Annotated in this window: 13 protein-coding genes; 10 read left to right on the top strand and 3 right to left on the bottom strand. The window is 44.0% G+C overall.

Annotated elements, in window-relative coordinates; all coding sequences use genetic code 11:
* Positions 1-28 precede the first annotated feature (28 nt).
* Both AC3WT9_RS13930 and AC3WT9_RS13925 read right to left on the bottom strand, forming a co-directional pair.
* On the bottom strand, positions 29-1,543 hold the full coding sequence (locus AC3WT9_RS13930; RefSeq protein WP_492407670.1) for a response regulator: 1,515 nt from the start codon (positions 1,541-1,543) through the stop codon (positions 29-31).
* Between the two features lie 4 nt (positions 1,544-1,547).
* Positions 1,548-3,335, bottom strand: coding sequence for a cache domain-containing sensor histidine kinase (locus AC3WT9_RS13925; RefSeq protein ID WP_492407669.1), 1,788 nt, complete (start codon positions 3,333-3,335; stop codon positions 1,548-1,550).
* Between the two features lie 158 nt (positions 3,336-3,493).
* Between AC3WT9_RS13925 and AC3WT9_RS13920 the strand changes: the two genes are divergently transcribed.
* Genes AC3WT9_RS13920 through AC3WT9_RS13910 form a run of 3 tightly spaced genes read left to right on the top strand, consistent with a single transcriptional unit; the run spans position 3,494 to position 6,525 of the window.
* Positions 3,494-4,804: an ABC transporter substrate-binding protein gene (locus tag AC3WT9_RS13920; protein WP_341095327.1), complete on the top strand. Its 1,311-nt coding sequence runs from the start codon at positions 3,494-3,496 to the stop codon at positions 4,802-4,804.
* A 33-nt stretch (positions 4,805-4,837) separates the two neighbouring features.
* A complete protein-coding gene (locus tag AC3WT9_RS13915) occupies positions 4,838-5,707 on the top strand; it encodes a carbohydrate ABC transporter permease (RefSeq protein WP_341095325.1) in 870 nt (289 codons plus the stop codon).
* Positions 5,704-6,525 (top strand): carbohydrate ABC transporter permease, encoded by an 822-nt coding sequence (locus AC3WT9_RS13910; RefSeq protein WP_341095323.1) that lies wholly within the window; start codon positions 5,704-5,706, stop codon positions 6,523-6,525. The genes AC3WT9_RS13915 and AC3WT9_RS13910 overlap by 4 nt, the downstream gene beginning before the upstream one ends.
* Positions 6,526-6,568: 43 nt before the next feature.
* On the opposite strand, the gene AC3WT9_RS13905 is transcribed toward AC3WT9_RS13910, so the two are convergent.
* Complete coding sequence (locus AC3WT9_RS13905) at positions 6,569-7,504, bottom strand: helix-turn-helix domain-containing protein (protein ID WP_492407668.1); 936 nt, start codon at positions 7,502-7,504, stop codon at positions 6,569-6,571.
* Positions 7,505-7,587: 83 nt separating this feature from the next.
* Between AC3WT9_RS13905 and AC3WT9_RS13900 the strand changes: the two genes are divergently transcribed.
* From AC3WT9_RS13900 to AC3WT9_RS13870, 7 genes are all read left to right on the top strand, one after another.
* A complete protein-coding gene (locus AC3WT9_RS13900) occupies positions 7,588-9,630 on the top strand; it encodes an alpha-L-rhamnosidase-related protein (RefSeq protein WP_492407667.1) in 2,043 nt (680 codons plus the stop codon).
* Positions 9,631-10,801: 1,171 nt separating this feature from the next.
* On the top strand, positions 10,802-11,533 hold the full coding sequence (locus AC3WT9_RS13895; RefSeq protein WP_492407666.1) for a TIM-barrel domain-containing protein: 732 nt from the start codon (positions 10,802-10,804) through the stop codon (positions 11,531-11,533).
* A 207-nt stretch (positions 11,534-11,740) separates the two neighbouring features.
* Positions 11,741-12,322, top strand: a complete 582-nt coding sequence (locus AC3WT9_RS13890) for an alpha-amylase family protein (RefSeq protein ID WP_492407665.1) — start codon at positions 11,741-11,743, stop codon at positions 12,320-12,322.
* A gap of 644 nt (positions 12,323-12,966) precedes the next feature.
* On the top strand, positions 12,967-13,863 hold the full coding sequence (locus AC3WT9_RS13885; RefSeq protein ID WP_492407710.1) for an ABC transporter permease: 897 nt from the start codon (positions 12,967-12,969) through the stop codon (positions 13,861-13,863).
* An 11-nt stretch (positions 13,864-13,874) separates the two neighbouring features.
* Positions 13,875-14,753: a carbohydrate ABC transporter permease gene (locus tag AC3WT9_RS13880; protein ID WP_492407664.1), complete on the top strand. Its 879-nt coding sequence runs from the start codon at positions 13,875-13,877 to the stop codon at positions 14,751-14,753.
* 136 nt (positions 14,754-14,889) lie between these two features.
* Complete coding sequence (locus tag AC3WT9_RS13875) at positions 14,890-16,512, top strand: extracellular solute-binding protein (protein ID WP_492407663.1); 1,623 nt, start codon at positions 14,890-14,892, stop codon at positions 16,510-16,512.
* Between the two features lie 70 nt (positions 16,513-16,582).
* Positions 16,583-18,811: a helix-turn-helix domain-containing protein gene (locus AC3WT9_RS13870; protein ID WP_492407662.1), complete on the top strand. Its 2,229-nt coding sequence runs from the start codon at positions 16,583-16,585 to the stop codon at positions 18,809-18,811.
* Positions 18,812-18,911 lie beyond the last annotated feature (100 nt).

Here is an 18,911-nt window from a genome sequence, read left to right as displayed (position 1 = left end):
CTTGGTTGTCAAAACCAAGGCCTTTTTTTCAAATACTGCTATTCTTGTAATCGCTTGGACTAAGACCGGTGTGCTGCTTAAAGACCTTGCTGAAATAATAAGGGTCCAGATAACCGACATGCTCAGCAATGTCCTTTATTAGTACGAAAGGGTGTTCCCGGATAAAACGGCAGGCCGCTTCCATCCGCAGCTGAACCAGATAATCTGAAATAGACAGCTGAAAAGCTCTTTTAAACACCCTGTTCAAATAGGCGGGATGCAGTTCAAAGATATCAGCGATACCTGGCAGAGAGATGTTCTCACGAAAATGATCATTAATGTACTGTTTAGCATCCTTCGCCCAATCACGCTGCAGATTCCGCTCTTGTTCGGAACGGAAAAAGTAACTGCTCCATATCTCCCGTACCTGCATTTGAAGCTCGGCCATTGTACGCAGCTTCCATACTTCTTCGGTCAGCTCCTGCTCCATCGCTTGCTTAAGGTCAAAGTGAAAATCAGACGAATTTGTAAGCTGGCTGTGCAGGGAATGGGAGATGTGAAGCAGGAGTTTCTCCCAGCCTCTTCGTGTCACAGGAAGCTGTTCACGGTATTCTCCGGCAAACAGAGTATCGATCTCTTTAACAAATAATTGCTTCTGCTGCTTGATTATAAAGTGCGCGAGTCTCATCCATGCAGGTTGCAGAGACTCCAGAAGCAAAGGGAATTCTTCAAGTGTGGAATCGGCCAGCTCAAAACAATGTCCTTCAAAGCGGCTCTTGAGCGGAACGAGCTTACGGCAACGGCCCAGCAGCTCCGGAATAGGCACAAAACCTGCCGGGGAGAAAGCCAGGACAGAGGTAGCACCTGTATTATGTAGAGAACGGGTAATCAGATGAATCCACTCCAGATGACGATCCTTAGACCAGGAGTGGACGCCGATCAGCATTATTGCTTCCGCAGCTGGAGAAGGAAGACGTGTACACTTTTCACCTGTGTTTAGGAGACTGCTGCAGAATGTCTGGAAATCATCAGGTATGTCTCCAACCGGCGACCAGGCATAAATCAGTACGTAGTTCCCATAATAGAAAAGCTCGCGCGCGACTTCCATCCAGGCGGATTCCTGGCTGAAGAGCATGTCTGGCGAATCCACAATAAGTCTGGTCACTTCACGTTCCAGCAGCGTCTGATTGAGCATTAACCGGTCTTTCATTTTGAATAGCAGGTCACTGATTTCCTCGTCGGCAGCAGGCTTAAGAAGATAATCCGTAATGCCGAGTTTGATAGCCTCCCTGAGATAGGAAAAATCATCATGGCCGCTTAGAATTGCGCACTGGATATCAGGCAGCTTTTGCCTGACCTTCCCGATCAGCTCGATCCCGTCCATGACCGGCATCCGTATATCGGTGATCACAGCATGCGGCTGTGTCCAATGTAATTCCACAAGCGCATCTTCTCCGTTATTGTACATCCCGACCACTTTGAAATCGGAGCTTAAATGATTAATTTTCTCCTTCAAATAACGCAGGATACGGGGTTCATCTTCTACCAGTATAAGCCGGAACATAAGGTTACCTCCTGACTGTGATTGTAAATTCCATACCATCGTTCCGATTGCTGAGGGCAAAGCTGACGTTTGAATTCCAGAAGAGGCGGCAGCGGGTCAAGGTATTGATAATTCCCATATGGCCCAGACCCTTCGTTGACAGCTTGTCAAGCTGCCGGATTTTTCCTTGATTGAGCTCATCGATAAGAGTAACAGTATCCTCATATGCAGAAGCAGTGAACCCTGAACCGTTATCGCGGATTCTAATTTCCCAGGCTGAAGCCTCAGTACTTGAGGTGGTGACTGTAATGTTAATCATCCATGGAGGACGCGCATGCTTGAAGCCATGTACAAATGAATTCTCAACCAAAGGCTGCAGTAAAAATTTCGGCACTTGTTCCCCTTCCATACACGGATCAACGTCCACAGTGAATGAAAATTGTCCATCATACCGAAATTCCATTAGCTCCATATATTGTACGGTATAATGAATCTCCTGCTTGAGCGTAACGTAGTCGGCCATTGAATTCGTAGAATAGCGAAGCATGCTGCTGAGCTTCTGGGTGAGCAGTGTGAATTCCCGGAATCCGGTTTCTTCGGCGTAAGATGCTAAGGCAGTGAGGGTGTTGAATAGAAAATGAGGATTCATTTGAGCGTACATCGCCTGTAAATGGGCTACATTTTCTCTTTTTTGAGCCTGCAGCACATCACTCAGAGAATGATTTAGCCTGACTTTCATCTCTTCAAAGGTTTCGTACAGCAGACTCATTTCTGTAATATTTTTTAGTTTTTCAACACTTGACGTATTGACGTTATCAACGTTCAGTTTTTCCAGCCGCTTTTGCAAATACCGGATCGGAGAGGCAATCCGCTCAGAGAGAGCATAGGCGATTATCAGCGAGACGATTTCTCCAAATACAGCCAGAATAAGTGTTATGCGCTGCAGATGGGTGATCGGTGCCATGACCTCAGATTTTGGCTGTTCGATTAGGACGGTTAGTCCGCTGAAGTCAGACCTCATTTGGCTCCATAGCATTTTAGTATTACCGTCTGAGATCATGGTTTCTGTATCGCTGCCTGACCACCTCGGAATAGCCGGATGGCTGGCAGCGGTTTCAGAATAAGGGTAGAATAGGTCTCCGTTATCGTTGATAACGTATACATACGTATTCGAGCCGGGTTCATTGCTGCCAAGCTCCAATGTATCTGATAGTAATTCGAGCGGCTGCTGAATTTCGACCACCGCTTCCGGCTGATTGTTAGGAAAATTAAAGCTCCGGACCAGAGAAAAGTACACGGAATGGTTTTCCTGCCACTCGCTAATATGAGGAGGGAGCAGCAATTTTTCACCGTTCAGATGAAGGGCCTCGCCAAGCCACTCTGCTTTTTGGATCTGATTCTTGATATCATGGGCGGTATCCATGTTCTGGCCGTAAGTGAGAAAGAAACCGTCACGGGCGATAATATTAATCTGTGAGGCGATAAACCATGGACCATTGAAGGACCGCAGCAGTTCCTCATATTTTTGGCGTTTGGAGAAGCTTTGAAACGATGAATCATCGTTCATTCCTTCATAGAGATAATTCTTAACGTCGGAGCTGTAGATCACCTGGGCTGAAATCCGGTCCATATCTTCGATTACGTTATCAAGTGCCTCTTGGTACCGGTACAGCTGCTGTCTGTTGGTTTCTTCAACCCGGCTTATTAAATCCTTCGAGGATTGATAGTAAAAGAGAGAAGCACTGCTGACAACTAAAATGGAACTGAGCAATGTAAAGTTAAGAAAGAGCCGTGTTTTTATGCTAAGCTGCAATTCTAATCCCTCCCATAATGTAGTTTATCATATGAAATCGGGATATCACCGGCAGGTTCGGATTTTACAGGAGTCAGGTTCACTTTTTCCATTCCGCATTTCACAGTAAGAGCGTTACTATATAAAAGCGCCAATGATTAATAAATGGAGGGGTTCAAATGAGAAAGTTTCACTTATCTGCAGCCGTGCTTTTGGTAAGCACCATGCTCTTGTCTGCCTGTGGCAGCGGGAATAATAATTCATCCGTTAATCAAACAGGAACATCCGGTACAGAGGAGCAGGCAAGCAAGCCGGTTACCTTGAAGGTACTGGTAGCCAGCGACTGGCTGAAAGAGAAGAAGTGGCAGCAGGTGTTTGATGATTATGAAGCCAAAACAGGCAACAAGCTGGATATTCAGAGCGCACCGGTTAACAGTTACCAGGATCTTGTAAATACCCGTCTGGCCACAGCTGATGCGCCGGATTTGCTATTTTACTGGAGTCAGGCAGGACGCATTAAGCAGCTGACACCTGAGAAGAATCTGCTGGACCTCAGCAATGAAGATTATGTATCCCGGATTAACCCGGCTGTTTCGAAATATTTCCTGAAAAGTGAAGGGAAGCTGTATGGCATACCGGTGACCGGGCTCAGTGTTTCCGGAGTTATCTATAACAAAAAGGTATTCAATGATCTCGGCATCCAAATTCCGCAAACGTACGAAGAATTCCTTGCAGCCTGCGACAAGATTAAAGCAGCGGGCATAACCCCGGTATACGAAGCAGGTAAAGAAGGCTGGCCGCTTCAGATCTATACGTTCAGTGCTATGGCTAATGTAATTAATTCACAGCCGGATTTAATGGACAAAATCAATGCTAACCAGACAAGCTTTGGTGAAGTGCCTGAATACGTAGATGCGCTCCAGAAGCAGGCCGACCTTAAAGAAAAGGGATACCTGAATAAGGATCTGTTCTCCGGCACCTATGATATGTCACTGGAACAGGTGGCTACCGGCAAATCGGCGATGATCTTTGAAGCGGACTGGGCGATTGAACCGATTATCACTAAATTTCCGGATGCGGAAATTGGAATGTTCCCGCTGCCTTGGGGCGGCAACAACATTGCAGGGATAGCTGATCCGAATGGGCTTTATGTATTGAAGAAATCCAAAAATCTGGAGGCCGCGAAAGGGTTCCTCGATTTCTTTGCCAGCGAAGAGGAGTTGTCGACGTATTTCAGCTCGGTCAAATCCATTCCAACCTGGACTGGGGTCAATGTTGAACTGAATCCGGGTACATCAGATATGAATTCTTATGTGGAAGAAGGCAAGGCGGCCCCATTCTTCAATTCACTTGCAGCAGTAGATATCGGCGACTATCAATCCCTGTTACAGCAAATGTACGGCGGACAAATGTCGGCTAAGGATGTTGCAGAAGCGCTGCAGTCAAACTTTAATAAAGGGGCAAAGGCAGCCGGTCTGGCCGGCTTCTAAATATATGCCCTAATGGAAGGATGGTGAGGAACGATGCTGCACCGAAAGATGTATCCTGTATGGCTGATCGCTCCGGCCCTGATTATATACGCGGTACTGTACATTTATCCAACGTTGTCCGGATTCTATTATTCTTTCACGGACTGGTCCCCCTATAAAGAAACAATTAATTTCATAGGTCTGGATCAGTTCAAGGAGCTGTTCGGCTCCAAAGCTCTGTATACCATTATGAAGCACACGGTGATTTACGCGGCAATCGTAACGATTCTGCAAAATGGAGTAGGGGTTGTGCTGGCCCTGTTTCTGAATGCGCCGCTGGCCGGCCGGAATTTCTTCCGCAGTATGTATTTTCTGCCTTGTATCCTCAGTGCACTGGTTGTCGGTTACATGTTCACAACAGTGCTTCACCCGGACGGGATCTTTAATCATCTGTTAGGAGCGATCGGTCTTTCTTCCTGGGAAAGAGACTGGCTTGGTGATCCCAAAATTGCCCTATATTCAGTTGCATTTATTAACGTATGGCAATGGGCCGGTTCGTCTATGGCGCTGTACCTGGCAGGCTTACAGGGAATCTCAAAGGATATGCTCGAAGCTGCCGTTATTGATGGGACGACCTATTTTCAACGTCTCCGGTATGTAATTATCCCAACGCTGTCTCCGGTGGTGTCTACCAGTGTGATGCTGAGCATGATTGGCTCGATGAAGGCGTTTGAATTGATCTATGTCACCACAGGCGGCGGACCAGGCGGAGCAACCGAAGTAATGAACATTCATATCTACAAGCAATTCGGCTCAGGTCTTTACGCATACGGCACCGCAGCCAACGTAGTGCTCTTCGTCTCCGTAGGTATCGTATCCATCGCGTTAATGAAGCTGCTGCAAAGAGGGGAGAACGCTGCATGAAAAGGCAATTAGGCCCTTGGCTGTTACGGACCGTTATCGCGATACTCGGCAGCCTTATCATTGTTCTGCCTTTGCTGCTGGTATTCCTGGGCTCACTGAAAACGCCGGCGGAAGCAGCAAAGCTTAGTCTCAGTCTGCCCACCGAATGGATGTGGTCCAACTATAAAACGGTCTTCATAGAAGGCCGGCTGCTGAACGGCTTCAAGAACAGCGTAATCGTAACTGTAGGCACTGTAATTCTGGCTGTTGGCGCCGGCTCGATGACCGCTTACTTTATATCCCGGCGTCATGGCAGCTGGGTACAGTATTTGTTTTTCGTGTTCTTTGCCGGTATGATTGCACCCCCGTCGATGATCCCGACCATAAAACTGATGCAGGCGCTGCATATTTCCGGTGAATTCATCGGTCTTATCCTTTTCCTAACCGCATTATATCTGCCGCTGACCATCGTCATTATGAGCGGTTTCGTGAAAGGGCTACCAAGGGAGATTGATGAAGCGGCAACGATTGACGGAGCCGGCAGCTTCTACACCTTCACCCGGATCATTTTCCCGCTGCTCAAGCCGTCCATTGCGACGGTGACCGTATTTGTAGCGATATACGCATGGAATGACTTTTTGAACACGCTTTACATTATCAGTGACAGTAATAAATGGACGCTGCCATTCTCTGTTTATAATTTCGTGTCACAGTATGGGACCGAGTGGCAGTTTGTATTCGCAGATTTGTTGTCCGTCATGGTGCCCATCCTGATCATATACCTCTTCCTTCAGCGTTATATCATTGAAGGCATGACGGCAGGATCGGTAAAAGGATAGCTAAATCCAAAAGAGAGCCGGAAGGCTCTCTTTTTGGTGCAGATTATTTCTCTTTATTTATGCGATAATCCCGGGGATTACTTCCCATGACTCTACGAAACACTTCCCGGAAATGTGCTGCATCCCGGTAGCCGATGATTCTGCTTATAGAGCTGATGGTGTGATCCGAATTCCTTAACAACTGACAGGCCAGTTCTACCCGTCTGTGCTGTAAATATTCAGAAAAGCTCATACCTGTTATTGTACGGAACAAACGAATGAAGTTACGCTTGCTCATTCCGGCCTCTGCAGCTAAGCTCTCTACCGTCAGAGGCTCGGTAAAGCGGATATCGATCTCCTTTAGGATGCGAAGAAGCTCGGTTCTGCCACTTGAATGTGAATGAAATGAAGCTTCAGTATGCTGTGCTTTTGTAAGCATCCGGTGGATTTGTACCGACATTTGTAGAACACCCGAGAAAAGACCAGCTTCAAAGCCGGAAAGCTTTGCCGTGTATTCCCTGTGCAGCAGCTCAAACAAATGTGCTAACTCCATTTTCTGATCCATAAGAGAAAGGTGGGTATTTAACCTGCCTTTAAATATGGATACGGCTTCAGCGTCACCATAGTATCCGATCCAGGAAGCAAGCTCATCAATGAATTCGGGACGTATGCAGAGATTGTAAACAAGAAGTTTATTCGGATTCGCGGGGCTGCTGGGCCGGAACAGGTGGGAAGTGCCTACCGGCAATATATAAAGGCTGCCTTTACTGGTTTTCTCTACACCGGTGCCTATATAGTGAAAGCCATCACCTGATAAGACATAGACAATTTCAATATAGGCATGATTATGCTCCCTTAGTTCAAACCCTTCCTCATAGAGATTTACAAATAGAGGGAAATTTCCCTGGAAATGCTCAAGGAAATCCGAATGGTATGCGGGTGCTTTGTCCGCCTTTTTTAAACGTTCATATGGCTTGAAAGGTTTGTCACTATAGTCCATGTTGATTGTCACTTCTCCCTGTCTCTGTATAAAGTGACTTTAGTATACAATCGATAAGAAAATAACGAAAGGGGATATAATACGTGGGAAAATCAGCTCAAGAGCAGCAGGCAACCTGGATATGGTATCCGGGAGATTTCGAGATTAGATTAAACGAAAAAATGGCTGTCAAGCGCACAGCGCGTAAAGGTGCTTATCCCTCCTATTGGAGACTGGACCGCCACTATTCTAATATTGAGTTCCGGTTTACTTATGATCTGCCCCATGAGGAGCAAATCAAAATCGCAGCGGAAGGAATATTTGCGTTATATCTTGACGGGAAGGATAACTACCGGAACAATCAATCCCTAATTACGCTACCAGCCGGACAGCATAAAATCTCCGTAAGCGTATTTAATGATGTGGAGATTCCGGCTTTATTCATTGAGTCTGATAATCTCTGTACGGATTCATCCTGGGAAGTCAGATCCTATCAGAATGACTGGGTTAAGGCTGGCTCCTGGACATTTAACTCACCGGACCAGCCGCCGTCGCAATTCCGGCTGGCGTTGACACCACAGGAGCCCATTTCCTCTGAGACAAGAGACGGATTTCCTTTACTGGATTTCGGCAAGGAGACCTTCGGATACTTGCGCTTTCATGGTTTGAGCGGACAAGGGAAATTGAGCATTTCTTATGGCGAATCCATAGCTGAGGCATTGTCCCCGGATGAATGTGTCCTTATTGATGAATTCAATGTTACTGAGATGATTGCCGGCGCAGAAGACGGCAGTTATACGCTTAAGAATGCTAAAGCTTTCCGGTATGTCTGGGTCCAAGCGGATGCAGAGGTTCACTGGCAAACTGTATCAATGCTCTATGAATATGTTCCCGTTACCTACCGGAGTTCGTTCCAGTGCTCAGACCCGAAAATTAATGAAATATATGACATGTCACTTTATACGCTGCATTTAAACACACGCGAATTTTTCCTGGATGGCATCAAACGTGACCGCTGGGTATGGTCGGGTGATGCATACCAGGCTTTCCTCATGAACTATTACAGCTTCTTTGATCTTGACGTAACCCGCAGAACACTTGTGGCGCTAAGAGGTAAAGATCCTCTGACCATGCATATTAACACAATTCTGGACTATTCTTTGTACTGGTTCATTTCTTTGTATGATTATTATATGTACACCGGTGATCTGGATTTCATTAGAGTGAACTACAACCGTGCGGTGTCACTTATGGATTTCTGCCTCCAGCAGAGGAATGAAGAGGGGCTGATCGTAGGCCGGCCGCAGGACTGGGTATTCGTGGATTGGGCAGATTTCTCTAACGAGGGTGCAGTGAGTACGGAACAGATTCTGTTATCACGCGGGCTTGAGGCCATGAGTAAGTTTGCCAGCTTGCTTGGGGATAACGGGGCTTCAGCCTCTTACGGAAAGCTCGCAGAAGAGATTATAGCAGCAACGCTTGATCTGTTCTGGGATAAGGACAAAGGAGGCCTGCTTCATCATCGTGTGGATGGAGAGACCCTGCCGGAATTAACCAAGCATGCCAACATGTTCGCCATGTCCTATGATTATTTATCTGCTGAACAACGCTACAGCGTCATTCGTAATGTTATGCTGAATCCGGAGGTTCCGCAGATCCGGACCCCGTACATGCGCTTTCATGAATTAGCTGTGCTGTGTGAGAGCGGACAGCATGAGTATGTCCGCAATGAGATGTTGTCCTATTGGGGCGGAATGATTGATCTTGGTGCAACTACATTCTGGGAAGAGTACGATCCAACCCAAACGGGTGATACTCACTATGGAATGTACGGCATGCCGTATGGAAAGAGCCTGTGCCATGCATGGGGGGCAAGCCCTATTTATCTGCTGGGCAAATATTTCCTTGGAGTCAAACCATGTGAGCCGGGATATGCTGCATTCATCGTAGAGCCGCATCTTGGCGGCTTGGAGTGGTTAAAGGGAACTGTTCCGACCGCTGACGGCGAAGTTGAAGTTGATATGAATGAGCAGCGGATCCGCGTCCGGTCTACGGGCGGACACGGCGTGCTTAGATACCGGACAAAGGGACAATCGCAAGAAGCGGTTATCCCTGCCGATGGGGAATGGCTGGAAATCCAGCTCTAAGATTGATGATAGGTGGAGAGGACTTAAAAGGGCGCCTTTCAGCGGCAAAACACTGCTGAAAAGGCTGCCCTTTTTCCTATTTATACATGTTCACATTTGACATGCGACAGGTTCGTATTTTTCATTCCTTACAGAAGGACTGTCAAGTAAGATGTAGGGGTCTTGGGACACCCCACCTTGACATTTCAGACATGTGATTGAGAACTATGCACCTGAAATTTTATTTTTATGGTAAAAATAAAAAAATAAACAAGTCATGGGAACTACAGCGATAGCAAAGAGTGTTGCCGGAAGATTATTCGCAATGGTTAAGATACTTAGTCTGATTGGGGAATTTACATCTTTTACGGGCATTGCAAGAGCAGAGGCGTCTCCTGTTATACCGGCTGCCCAATCGTTGACGCACCTATGATGGGCTGGAACTCATTTGATCCATTTTATGACAGCACAGATTTGAATGAAATAATTTTTAAAGTGGTTGCAGTTTATATGGCGATTTAAAATATTCCTGTTTCGTAATTGATTTTACCTTTGGAATAAATCGGAGACAATCTAAAAAAATGTGCGTGCTAATGTAACAGAATTGATTTTACCCAGATTTTATTGACCCCACAGTGCCCTGCAAGCATATCTAGGGTTAGCGGGACTTCAACGCGCTCCTTCATACTATACCTTGGCTTTTAAAACGAGCGAACTTGTTGTTGCGCTGATCTCCTTGGTAACCCCTCAACTCGACTTGACCAAGCTGAGCATCCAGCTATAGACCTTGGCAGACAATTCATATTTATCCGTAATCTTCTCCTCGGCAATTGTCCACAGCAGTTCCCGTAAACCTACTATTAAATAAGAGTTCGCTTCTCTCTGAATGACATGTCTTTCATGGCCTGCTGATCCACCTCAATCCAGCCCTGGCCGCTGAGTGTATATTGAAAAATGACAGATCCATAATCCGGCCGTTCATTCCCGGAGAAGCTGTACTCAGAACTATTAATTCTCTGTCAACCAATTGATTCAAAGTCAATATTGATTCATTTTAATTTATAAATTGCAATAGTAATGCTATAAAAATGAACAACATTTTTTATATGATAATCAATTATGTTATATTATAAAACAAAAAATTCGGTTTATTCCAAAGGTAAGATCAACTTAACAAAAGGAGTGAATTCAAATGTCGAATTGTGAACAGCTTATCAAAATGCTTCCTGGTGAATATTGGTGGGGCGGCCGTACTGCAGATGGAAGAAGCATGCCCTATGGTCTTTCTCTTTTCAAGGCTGATCTGGATGAGAACCATCATGGAAATCAGGCCTGTCCGCTGTTGATATCCAGTAAAGGAAGATATCTCTGGAGTGAAGAGCCATTTGTGTTCCAGTATGAAGCGGATTACCTGACGGTGGCCGGAAAGGGAGAACTAATCGTTGGAGAAGGATATGGCAGTTTAAAAGGTGTATTCGAGCATGTATCCCGCACCTTCTTTCCGCCTGCTCCGGAGATACCAGAAGAATTGCTATTTACCGCACCGCAGTATAATTTGTGGATTGAACTGCTCTACGAACCGACACAGGAAAAAGTATTGCAATATGCCCGGGAGGTATTGGATCACGGGATGCCTCCGGGAGTCATCATGATTGATGATAACTGGCATGAGCCATACGGTACCTGGACCTTTCATACCGGCAAGTTTCCGGATCCTAGACGTATGGTCGAAGAGCTTCACGTTATGGGTTTCCAAGTCATGTTATGGGTATGCCCGTTCATCAGTCCGGATTCGATTACATTCCGCGAGGTTGAGCCATCTGGAATTCTGCTTAAGGACTGTGAAGGAAAGACAGCTATCCGGAAATGGTGGAATGGCTACAGCGCGGTATTGGATTGCACCAATCCTGACGCGATTAAATAGATTCACGACAAGTTCGATACGCTGCAGAGTGAATACGGGATAGACGGCTTCAAGCTGGATGCTGGTGATGCAGAGTTCTATGAGGCTGATGATATAGCGTTCATTCCGTCAACCCGCAGCGGGCATAGTGAAGCTTGGGGCAGAGTTGGCCTGAAATATAGGCTGAATGAATACCGGGCCTGCTGGAAGCTGGCGGGACAACCGCTTGTGCAGCGGCTTAAGGATAAGAGCCATGAGTGGCAGGGCAACGGTCTTGATGCTTTGATCCCTGACGGACTAGCGCAAGGTCTGCTGGGTTATGCTTACACCTGTCCAGATATGATTGGCGGCGGCGAATTCTTAAGCTTTACTTCTGCTAAATTTGATGCTGAGCTGTTTGTCCGCTATGCTCAGTGTTCCGCGCTGTTCCCGATGATGCAGTTCTCTGCAGCTCCCTGGCGGCTGCTGGATGAAACACAATTAGGCTATTGCGTAGAGGCAGCTCAGCTGCACGCTCAGTTCGGTAGTGAAATTCTTGACCTTGCAAGGCATGCATCGGTTACGGGTGAGCCAATTATGCGTCATATGGCTTATGAGTTTCCTGATCAAGGATTGGATACCATTCAAGACCAGTTTATGCTGGGAAGCTCACTCCTCGTTGCTCCGGTCATAGAAAAAGATGTGCGGAAGCGCAGCATTATTTTCCCAGAAGGAAGTTGGAGCGGGGATGACGGAAGCGTGGTTAACGGGCCAGTCGAGCTTGAAGTTGAAGTGCCATTAAGCAGACTTCCTTATTACCGGAAGGGATAAGACTCAGGATTGACTATTTAATACTAAGGAGATAAACGATGCAGCCACAACAGAATAATGACCAACAGTAAGGCAGCAATCCAGCTGGCGATCGATGCGGCAGCAACTGCTAGCGGGGGGACGGTAACATTCACTGAGGGAATTTATCTGACAGGTGCAATTTTCATTAAATGAGCTGGATATTCCACTCAACCCGAGTGTGGAGATGGTAAGCGGCTATTAAATTATTCGGAAGCAGGCGGGGCTAATCGAACTGAAAATAAGGGAAGGGTGTTTATTCGTCGGCAAGCAATATGTAGAAGGAAAAGTGGCCGCTGGTGAGGATGGTATTGCCTTTGCGGATCTTGATGACCTTCGCTGGCGTAGTATTCGCAGCTTCCGAGCTTTTGGGAACAAAGGCTGTGATTGTACAGAATCAAGGGTTTGGGAGATAAGATGATGCTGTGAAATAAGTCTATTGATTGAATTTCTATATACATCGTATAGTGTGTTTACTGAACCCCGCACCGATATCGATATCAAGTTTGGGATAGGTAATACTATAAAGTTACAGGTCAAAAAGTGAAAGGGTTTGGATTTATATGAATAACGTTAGCTCGACGCAAGTTAAAGTCACTGCTGAAAAAATTCCGAAAAAACAATGGATGATGAAGGGAGTAAAAAAAGACTACCAGCTATATTTACTGTTGCTGCTTCCAATTGTGTATTTCATTCTGTTTAAATATGTTCCAATGTACGGGTCAGCCATTGCTTTTCAGGATTACAGTCTCTTCAAGGGAGTTCTTGGCAGTGAATGGATCGGATTTGAGAATTTCATACAGCTGTTTCAGATGCAGCAGTTTTATGTTGTTGTACGCAATACTTTGCTGCTAAACCTGCTGGATTTAATCGTTTCGTTTCCTGCGCCCATTCTGCTTGCTCTTATGTTACATGAGCTTAAATCGCTCTGGTTCAAGAAGATATCGCAAACGATCCTTTATTTACCGCACTTTATATCATGGATCATTATCGGTGGACTCGTGTATCAAATTTTTTCAAACAGTGGTGGTCTAATCAACAATATGATTACAGGTCTAGGTTTTGAACCAGTGCCGTTCCTGACAGAAAAAAATCATTGGCTGCTGGTTTATTTAGGAACCGGTGTCTGGCAGAGCGCAGGCTGGGGAACTATTATTTACTTGGCAGCACTGACTGGTATCAACAAAGAACTGTATGAAGCCGCCGAAGTTGATGGAGCTGGAAGATGGAGAAAAATGTGGAACATTACACTACCGGGGATCCGGCCAACCATTGTAGTTATGCTTATAATGTCACTGGGTAAGATTATGACGATCGGCTTTGAACGGCCATTTGTAATGGGAAATACGTTAGTTATGGATTACGCGGAAGTTATCAGTACCTTCGTATACAAAGTAGGTTTGCAATCAGGTAATTTCTCATTAGCTACAGCAATGGGCTTGTTCCAAGCCTTGGTTGGCCTTGTCTTTGTGGTGGGCTCCAATGCAATTGCTAAACGCCTGGGAGAACAAGGGTTATGGTAGGAGGCAAAACAATGACAAACCATATCAAACGAACTACACGGCTTTCAGATATTCTTATTATGCTGTTTATTGGGGTAATTGTAATCTTATGCATTCTTCCGTTTCTGCATATTATTGCTGTTTCTTTCAGTTCAAAAGCCGCAATTGTTTCTGACAAAGTCACAATAATACCACAGGGATTCAATATCGAATCTTATAAAATCGTATTTCAGGATGCCAGAATGCTAAAATCTATGGGGCTTACTATCGTACTTACGGTCGTATTCACGGTCCTCAGTATGATTATGAGTATTTGCGCAGCCTATCCGCTCACAAAGGAACAATTAAAAGGAAGATCCTTTTTCTCAATGCTCATTATATTTACGATGTTTTTTAGTGGCGGCTTGATTCCTGATTATTTGCTGGTGAAACAACTCGGTATGCTGGATAGCCTGTCGTCACTAATTTTTCCCGGTATGATCAGTGCATTTAATTTGATTATTCTGAGGTCATTCTTCATGTCTATTCCACCCAGCCTTGAAGAATCCGCTCATTTAGATGGCAGCTCCCATGTTAGTACATTGATCCGAATAGTGTTACCGCTGTCAATGCCTGTGCTTGCGACACTCAGTCTTTTTTACGCTGTTACCAGATGGAATAGTTACATGGATGCTCTTTTTTACATTACAAATCCGAACTTATTTCCAATTCAATTGAAATTGTATCAGGTAGTTATGAATAGCATGGTGACAGAAATGACAGCGCAAGAAGGAGCATTACAGATGGATGTCATCGCAGAAGGGATTAAGTCGGCAAGTATCATGTTTGCAACCTTACCTATACTGATCGTATATCCATGGTTACAGCGGTATTTTGTATCCGGTGTGATGATCGGAGCGGTCAAAGAATAATAAGTGAGCGTTATGCAGCGCATGTTGTTTAGGGAATTAAGTACAAGTTAACATGTTCTTTCTGGTTAATCACTTTGCATTTGCAAAGTTGAAAGACATATATGAATCAATGAAAATGGTAAAGGGGAGTTTATGTATGCAGACAAATCAGAAAAAATGGATGGTTGCTTCAACAATGTCATTGCTGCTGATAACCAGTTTGTTGTCAGGTTGCTCCGGGAATTCGAATGAGAATTCTTCCAGCTCATCTACAAATGCATCAGCTACTGATGGGAAAGCAAATGTGAGTAAAGAGGCGGTTACACTTAAAGTAGAGATGTTTGATCGCGGTAACGCACCTACGGGTGCTGGTCCAGTTACCGACAATTTCTGGACAAAATGGATTCAAACAGAGTTTGGCGACCCCAATAATATAAAACTGGAATTCGTACCCGTTCCACGGAACCAGGAAGTTGATAAACTCAATATACTTATGGCTACCGGTGATGCTCCGGACATTGTGTTTACTTACGATATGAACATGATTTACAATTATGTTGAGGATGGGGGATTAACTGAACTGGATCAGCTGATAGAAGAAAATGGACCGAATATGAAGAAATTCCTGGGCGATGAGGTCCTCTCCTATGGCGTATTTAATGAAAAACAATACACAATTCCAGCAAAGAGACCGCTGCAGTTTACTCAGTCTTCTTATATCCGAAAGGATTGGCTGGATAAATTGGGACTGCCTGTTCCATCCACGACAGAAGAATTTTATAACACTATGAAAGCGTTTAAAGATAAGGATCCAGGTCAAGTTGGCGGGAAATTAATACCCTACGACTTCAGTTCCTTTGAAGGATCAAATATTACAACACCTTTAGTTTTAGTCAGTTCATTCGTAAATGATCTTTCCGAAGAAGATTTCTATGCTTTATCTGGTACTCCTGAAATTACGCAGCCGGGTTATAAAGAAGGCGTGCAATTCGTTAATAAGATGAATGCAGAAGGCTTAATCAACTCTGACTTTGCTCTGGATAAAGACGGGAAGAAATTCGAGAGCGATGTCGCCAACGGCTACGTTGGTGCCTTCACTGCTCTGGCTGCCCATCCCAACTTGCTTGGGCCAGGTAAAGTGTTTGACACATTAAAACAAAACGTTCCAGGTGCCGAATATATTGCTATTGATCCATTTACTAATAAAGAAGGCAAGACTCCCAAAGTCATTTATGATCCGATCGGTATTCATATCTTTATTCCTAAAACAAGTAAGCATGCAAAAGAAGCCATTCAATATTTGGATTGGATGTCCCAGCAGGATGTACTGTTTACATTGCAAAACGGCATCGAAGGCCAACATTATACGCTGGAAGATGGTTACCCAGTAGCCATTACGACTGATGAAGCAAAACAAACGTTCTATAACAATAATGATATTGCGATTATAGCAAATGGTAAAGACTTCGGGTCTCTGGAGAAAAATATTGAAGCTGCTGCCCTCCAGACTCCGGAATATAAAGAATTATCCAAACAAACCATTATTAATGCACTAAAAGATGGTTTCACCCCTCCACGGTTTGAAAAACCTGTTGATTCAGAAGTCAAGTATGGCCAGATACTTAAAGAAAAGAAAGTAGAAGCTGTAGTGCAAAGTATCGTAGCTAGTCCAGACAAGTTTAATGAGATATATGATTCTTATGTTAAAGAATATTTGAAAATTGGCGGTCAAGAAATTCAGGATGAGCGACGCGCTGCTTATCTGGAAATGAAGAAATAAGTCAGAAAGCGGGCAAATCCTATTTTTGAAATGGGATTTGCCAAGTATTTTACTATAAAAGGTGAACTGAATGAAATTTAAAAATTACTATATTATGCGTGTACTGCGTTCGTACCTCCCCATATTATTTGTCACGATCAGTATACTGATTTTTATTTTCATTTCTATTATAAATCAGCTTAATGTACGCAATGCAGCCCAGGCTAATCGAATGACGGCCAAATATGTCGTCAATATGGTAGATACTTCACTTAAAAACATTTCATACGATGCACAGAAAATGACCGAAGAGTCCATTTTAAAGGAATTTCTTAACGATCCTTCTAATCGTAGTTTGAATTTTGAAGTTTCTAATAAATTAAATAATTTAATTTCCCGTTATTGGCTAATCGATTCTATTTACTTCTACCGCGCTAAAGACAATACTGTTCTTGACCAGAGTGCTATCCGTCCATTAGAAGAATTTCCTGATAAGGATTATACAAAGAGTTCATTAGAGATGCCATATTCAAGAGTCTGGACTACGCCGCGCATAAAAACGACTGAAGATATACAAACAGACGTTGAACAGCGTGTGATCTCTTTAGGAATTAAAGTGCCGCGTGATTCAGGTAGTCTTGGATATTTAATTATTAATGTAAAAACGGCTACTCTAGATTTCTACATCGGACAAATGATCGACAATACCATTACTGAAGCTGAGGTATATGATTCAAAGGGAGCTTCAATACTCGAAGAAAATCAGGTTGTTTCAGCAAACAACAGGCTAAGTGTAGCTATTGTATCGGATTATACAGATTGGACATACCACATCGGGCTGAAGGGAGGAAAACTACTAGACTTTCTGTCACACGGAAGCACAGTTTGGATTTTTTTAGGCCTTGGTGCAATTGCATTTGCAATAGGCTCGACTTTTTATGTGACTAGGAAAAACTATAAACCGATTGAGAAAATTATGCATCGCATTGAGCGTTTCTCTACATCAATGAGGGTTGCTGATAATAAGGATAATACAAATGAGTTCGCTTTTATAGATCAAGCAATAGAGCGCTTGATTACAAATAATATGGCTTTTCAAGAGCAACGCCAGGAAGATATGGTTATCCGGAGGCAGAAGTTTTTACTTACTTTACTAAAAGGTGAATTTGATAATACTGGTACGATCTGGGAACAAGAACGAAATCATTTTGGTCTAAGTTCGGGTTATTCTATCACAGCAATACTTGAACTGGATAATTATGTCCAATTCGGTCTGGTCTACAGTCAAAATGACCAGTCTCTGTTTAAGTTTATTATCAGCAGTGTTGCATTAGAAATTGCAGAACAGCATAGTCAGCGGATTGTTGTTGAATGGATCAGCAGGAATCAACTCGTTATACTTTTGAAATCAGAGGAAGATGATTCTTTAGAACAGCTGATGCTGCAGCTCTCAGAGCAAATTAGGTTGTGGGTTGAGTCTCATTTGAACTTCACAGTAACGATTGGAATCGGGTTAGTTGCGAATGATGAATATGCGATCGCCCATTCATTTTCACAGGCGTCCATTGCCGTCACCAGAAAGGTATCCTTAGGGATTAACCGGGTAATAGCAGCGCTCAATGTTCAAGAACGGACAGATGGAGAGTGGTTCGCCTATCTGGAAATGTTCCGTACCATAGTCCGGGAGCTTCGTATGTGTGAACCAGGGTGGCGTACAACGCTCAAACAAGTGTTTTACGAGATGGCTACTCATTGTCTTCACAAGGCTGATGTTGACCGTCTACTTGATTATTTCATTTTTCATTTGGAGTATGAATTGGAAAGGACGTTGCCAGAAGCTTTTTATACTTATAATCATGATACAAAATCTTATTTGCTTAATACCATCGGCCAGTCCGATACACTTCAGCAGCTAGAGGATGCATTTGAAGAAGTTTTAGGCAGACTGGCTAAGCATATAGAGGAGCTATCACAAAGCTGGCGCCATAAAGAACTAATGAAAAATATTCGGGATTATGTCGCAGAGAATTATCTAGATCCGGATTTAACACTAAGTAGTGTTAGTGTTAAATTTATGCTTACCCCTAAATATTTTAGTCATCTCTTTAAAGAATCCATTGGTCAGAATTTCAGCGATTTTTTGATTGGCCTTCGTATTAACTATGCAAAAAAATTACTGCAGGAATCGAATGAAACCATACAAGATATTTCACAGTTACTCGGATACTCTAATCCGACATCTTTTATTAGAACATTTAAGAAATTAGTTGGTGTTTCTCCGGGACAGTATAGAGAAGCATGGCTAGAGAACAAAGAATGAATTAAGTCAAATTGAATAAAAGTATATACAAAATATTTGAACAAAGGATGTTTTAAATTGGAAGGGGAGAGATATACACATGAAGAGTGATAAGAATGAA

This window comes from Paenibacillus sp. EB106-06-01-XG199, from assembly GCF_058791575.1.
This window is presented reverse-complemented; position numbering and strand designations above follow the sequence as displayed.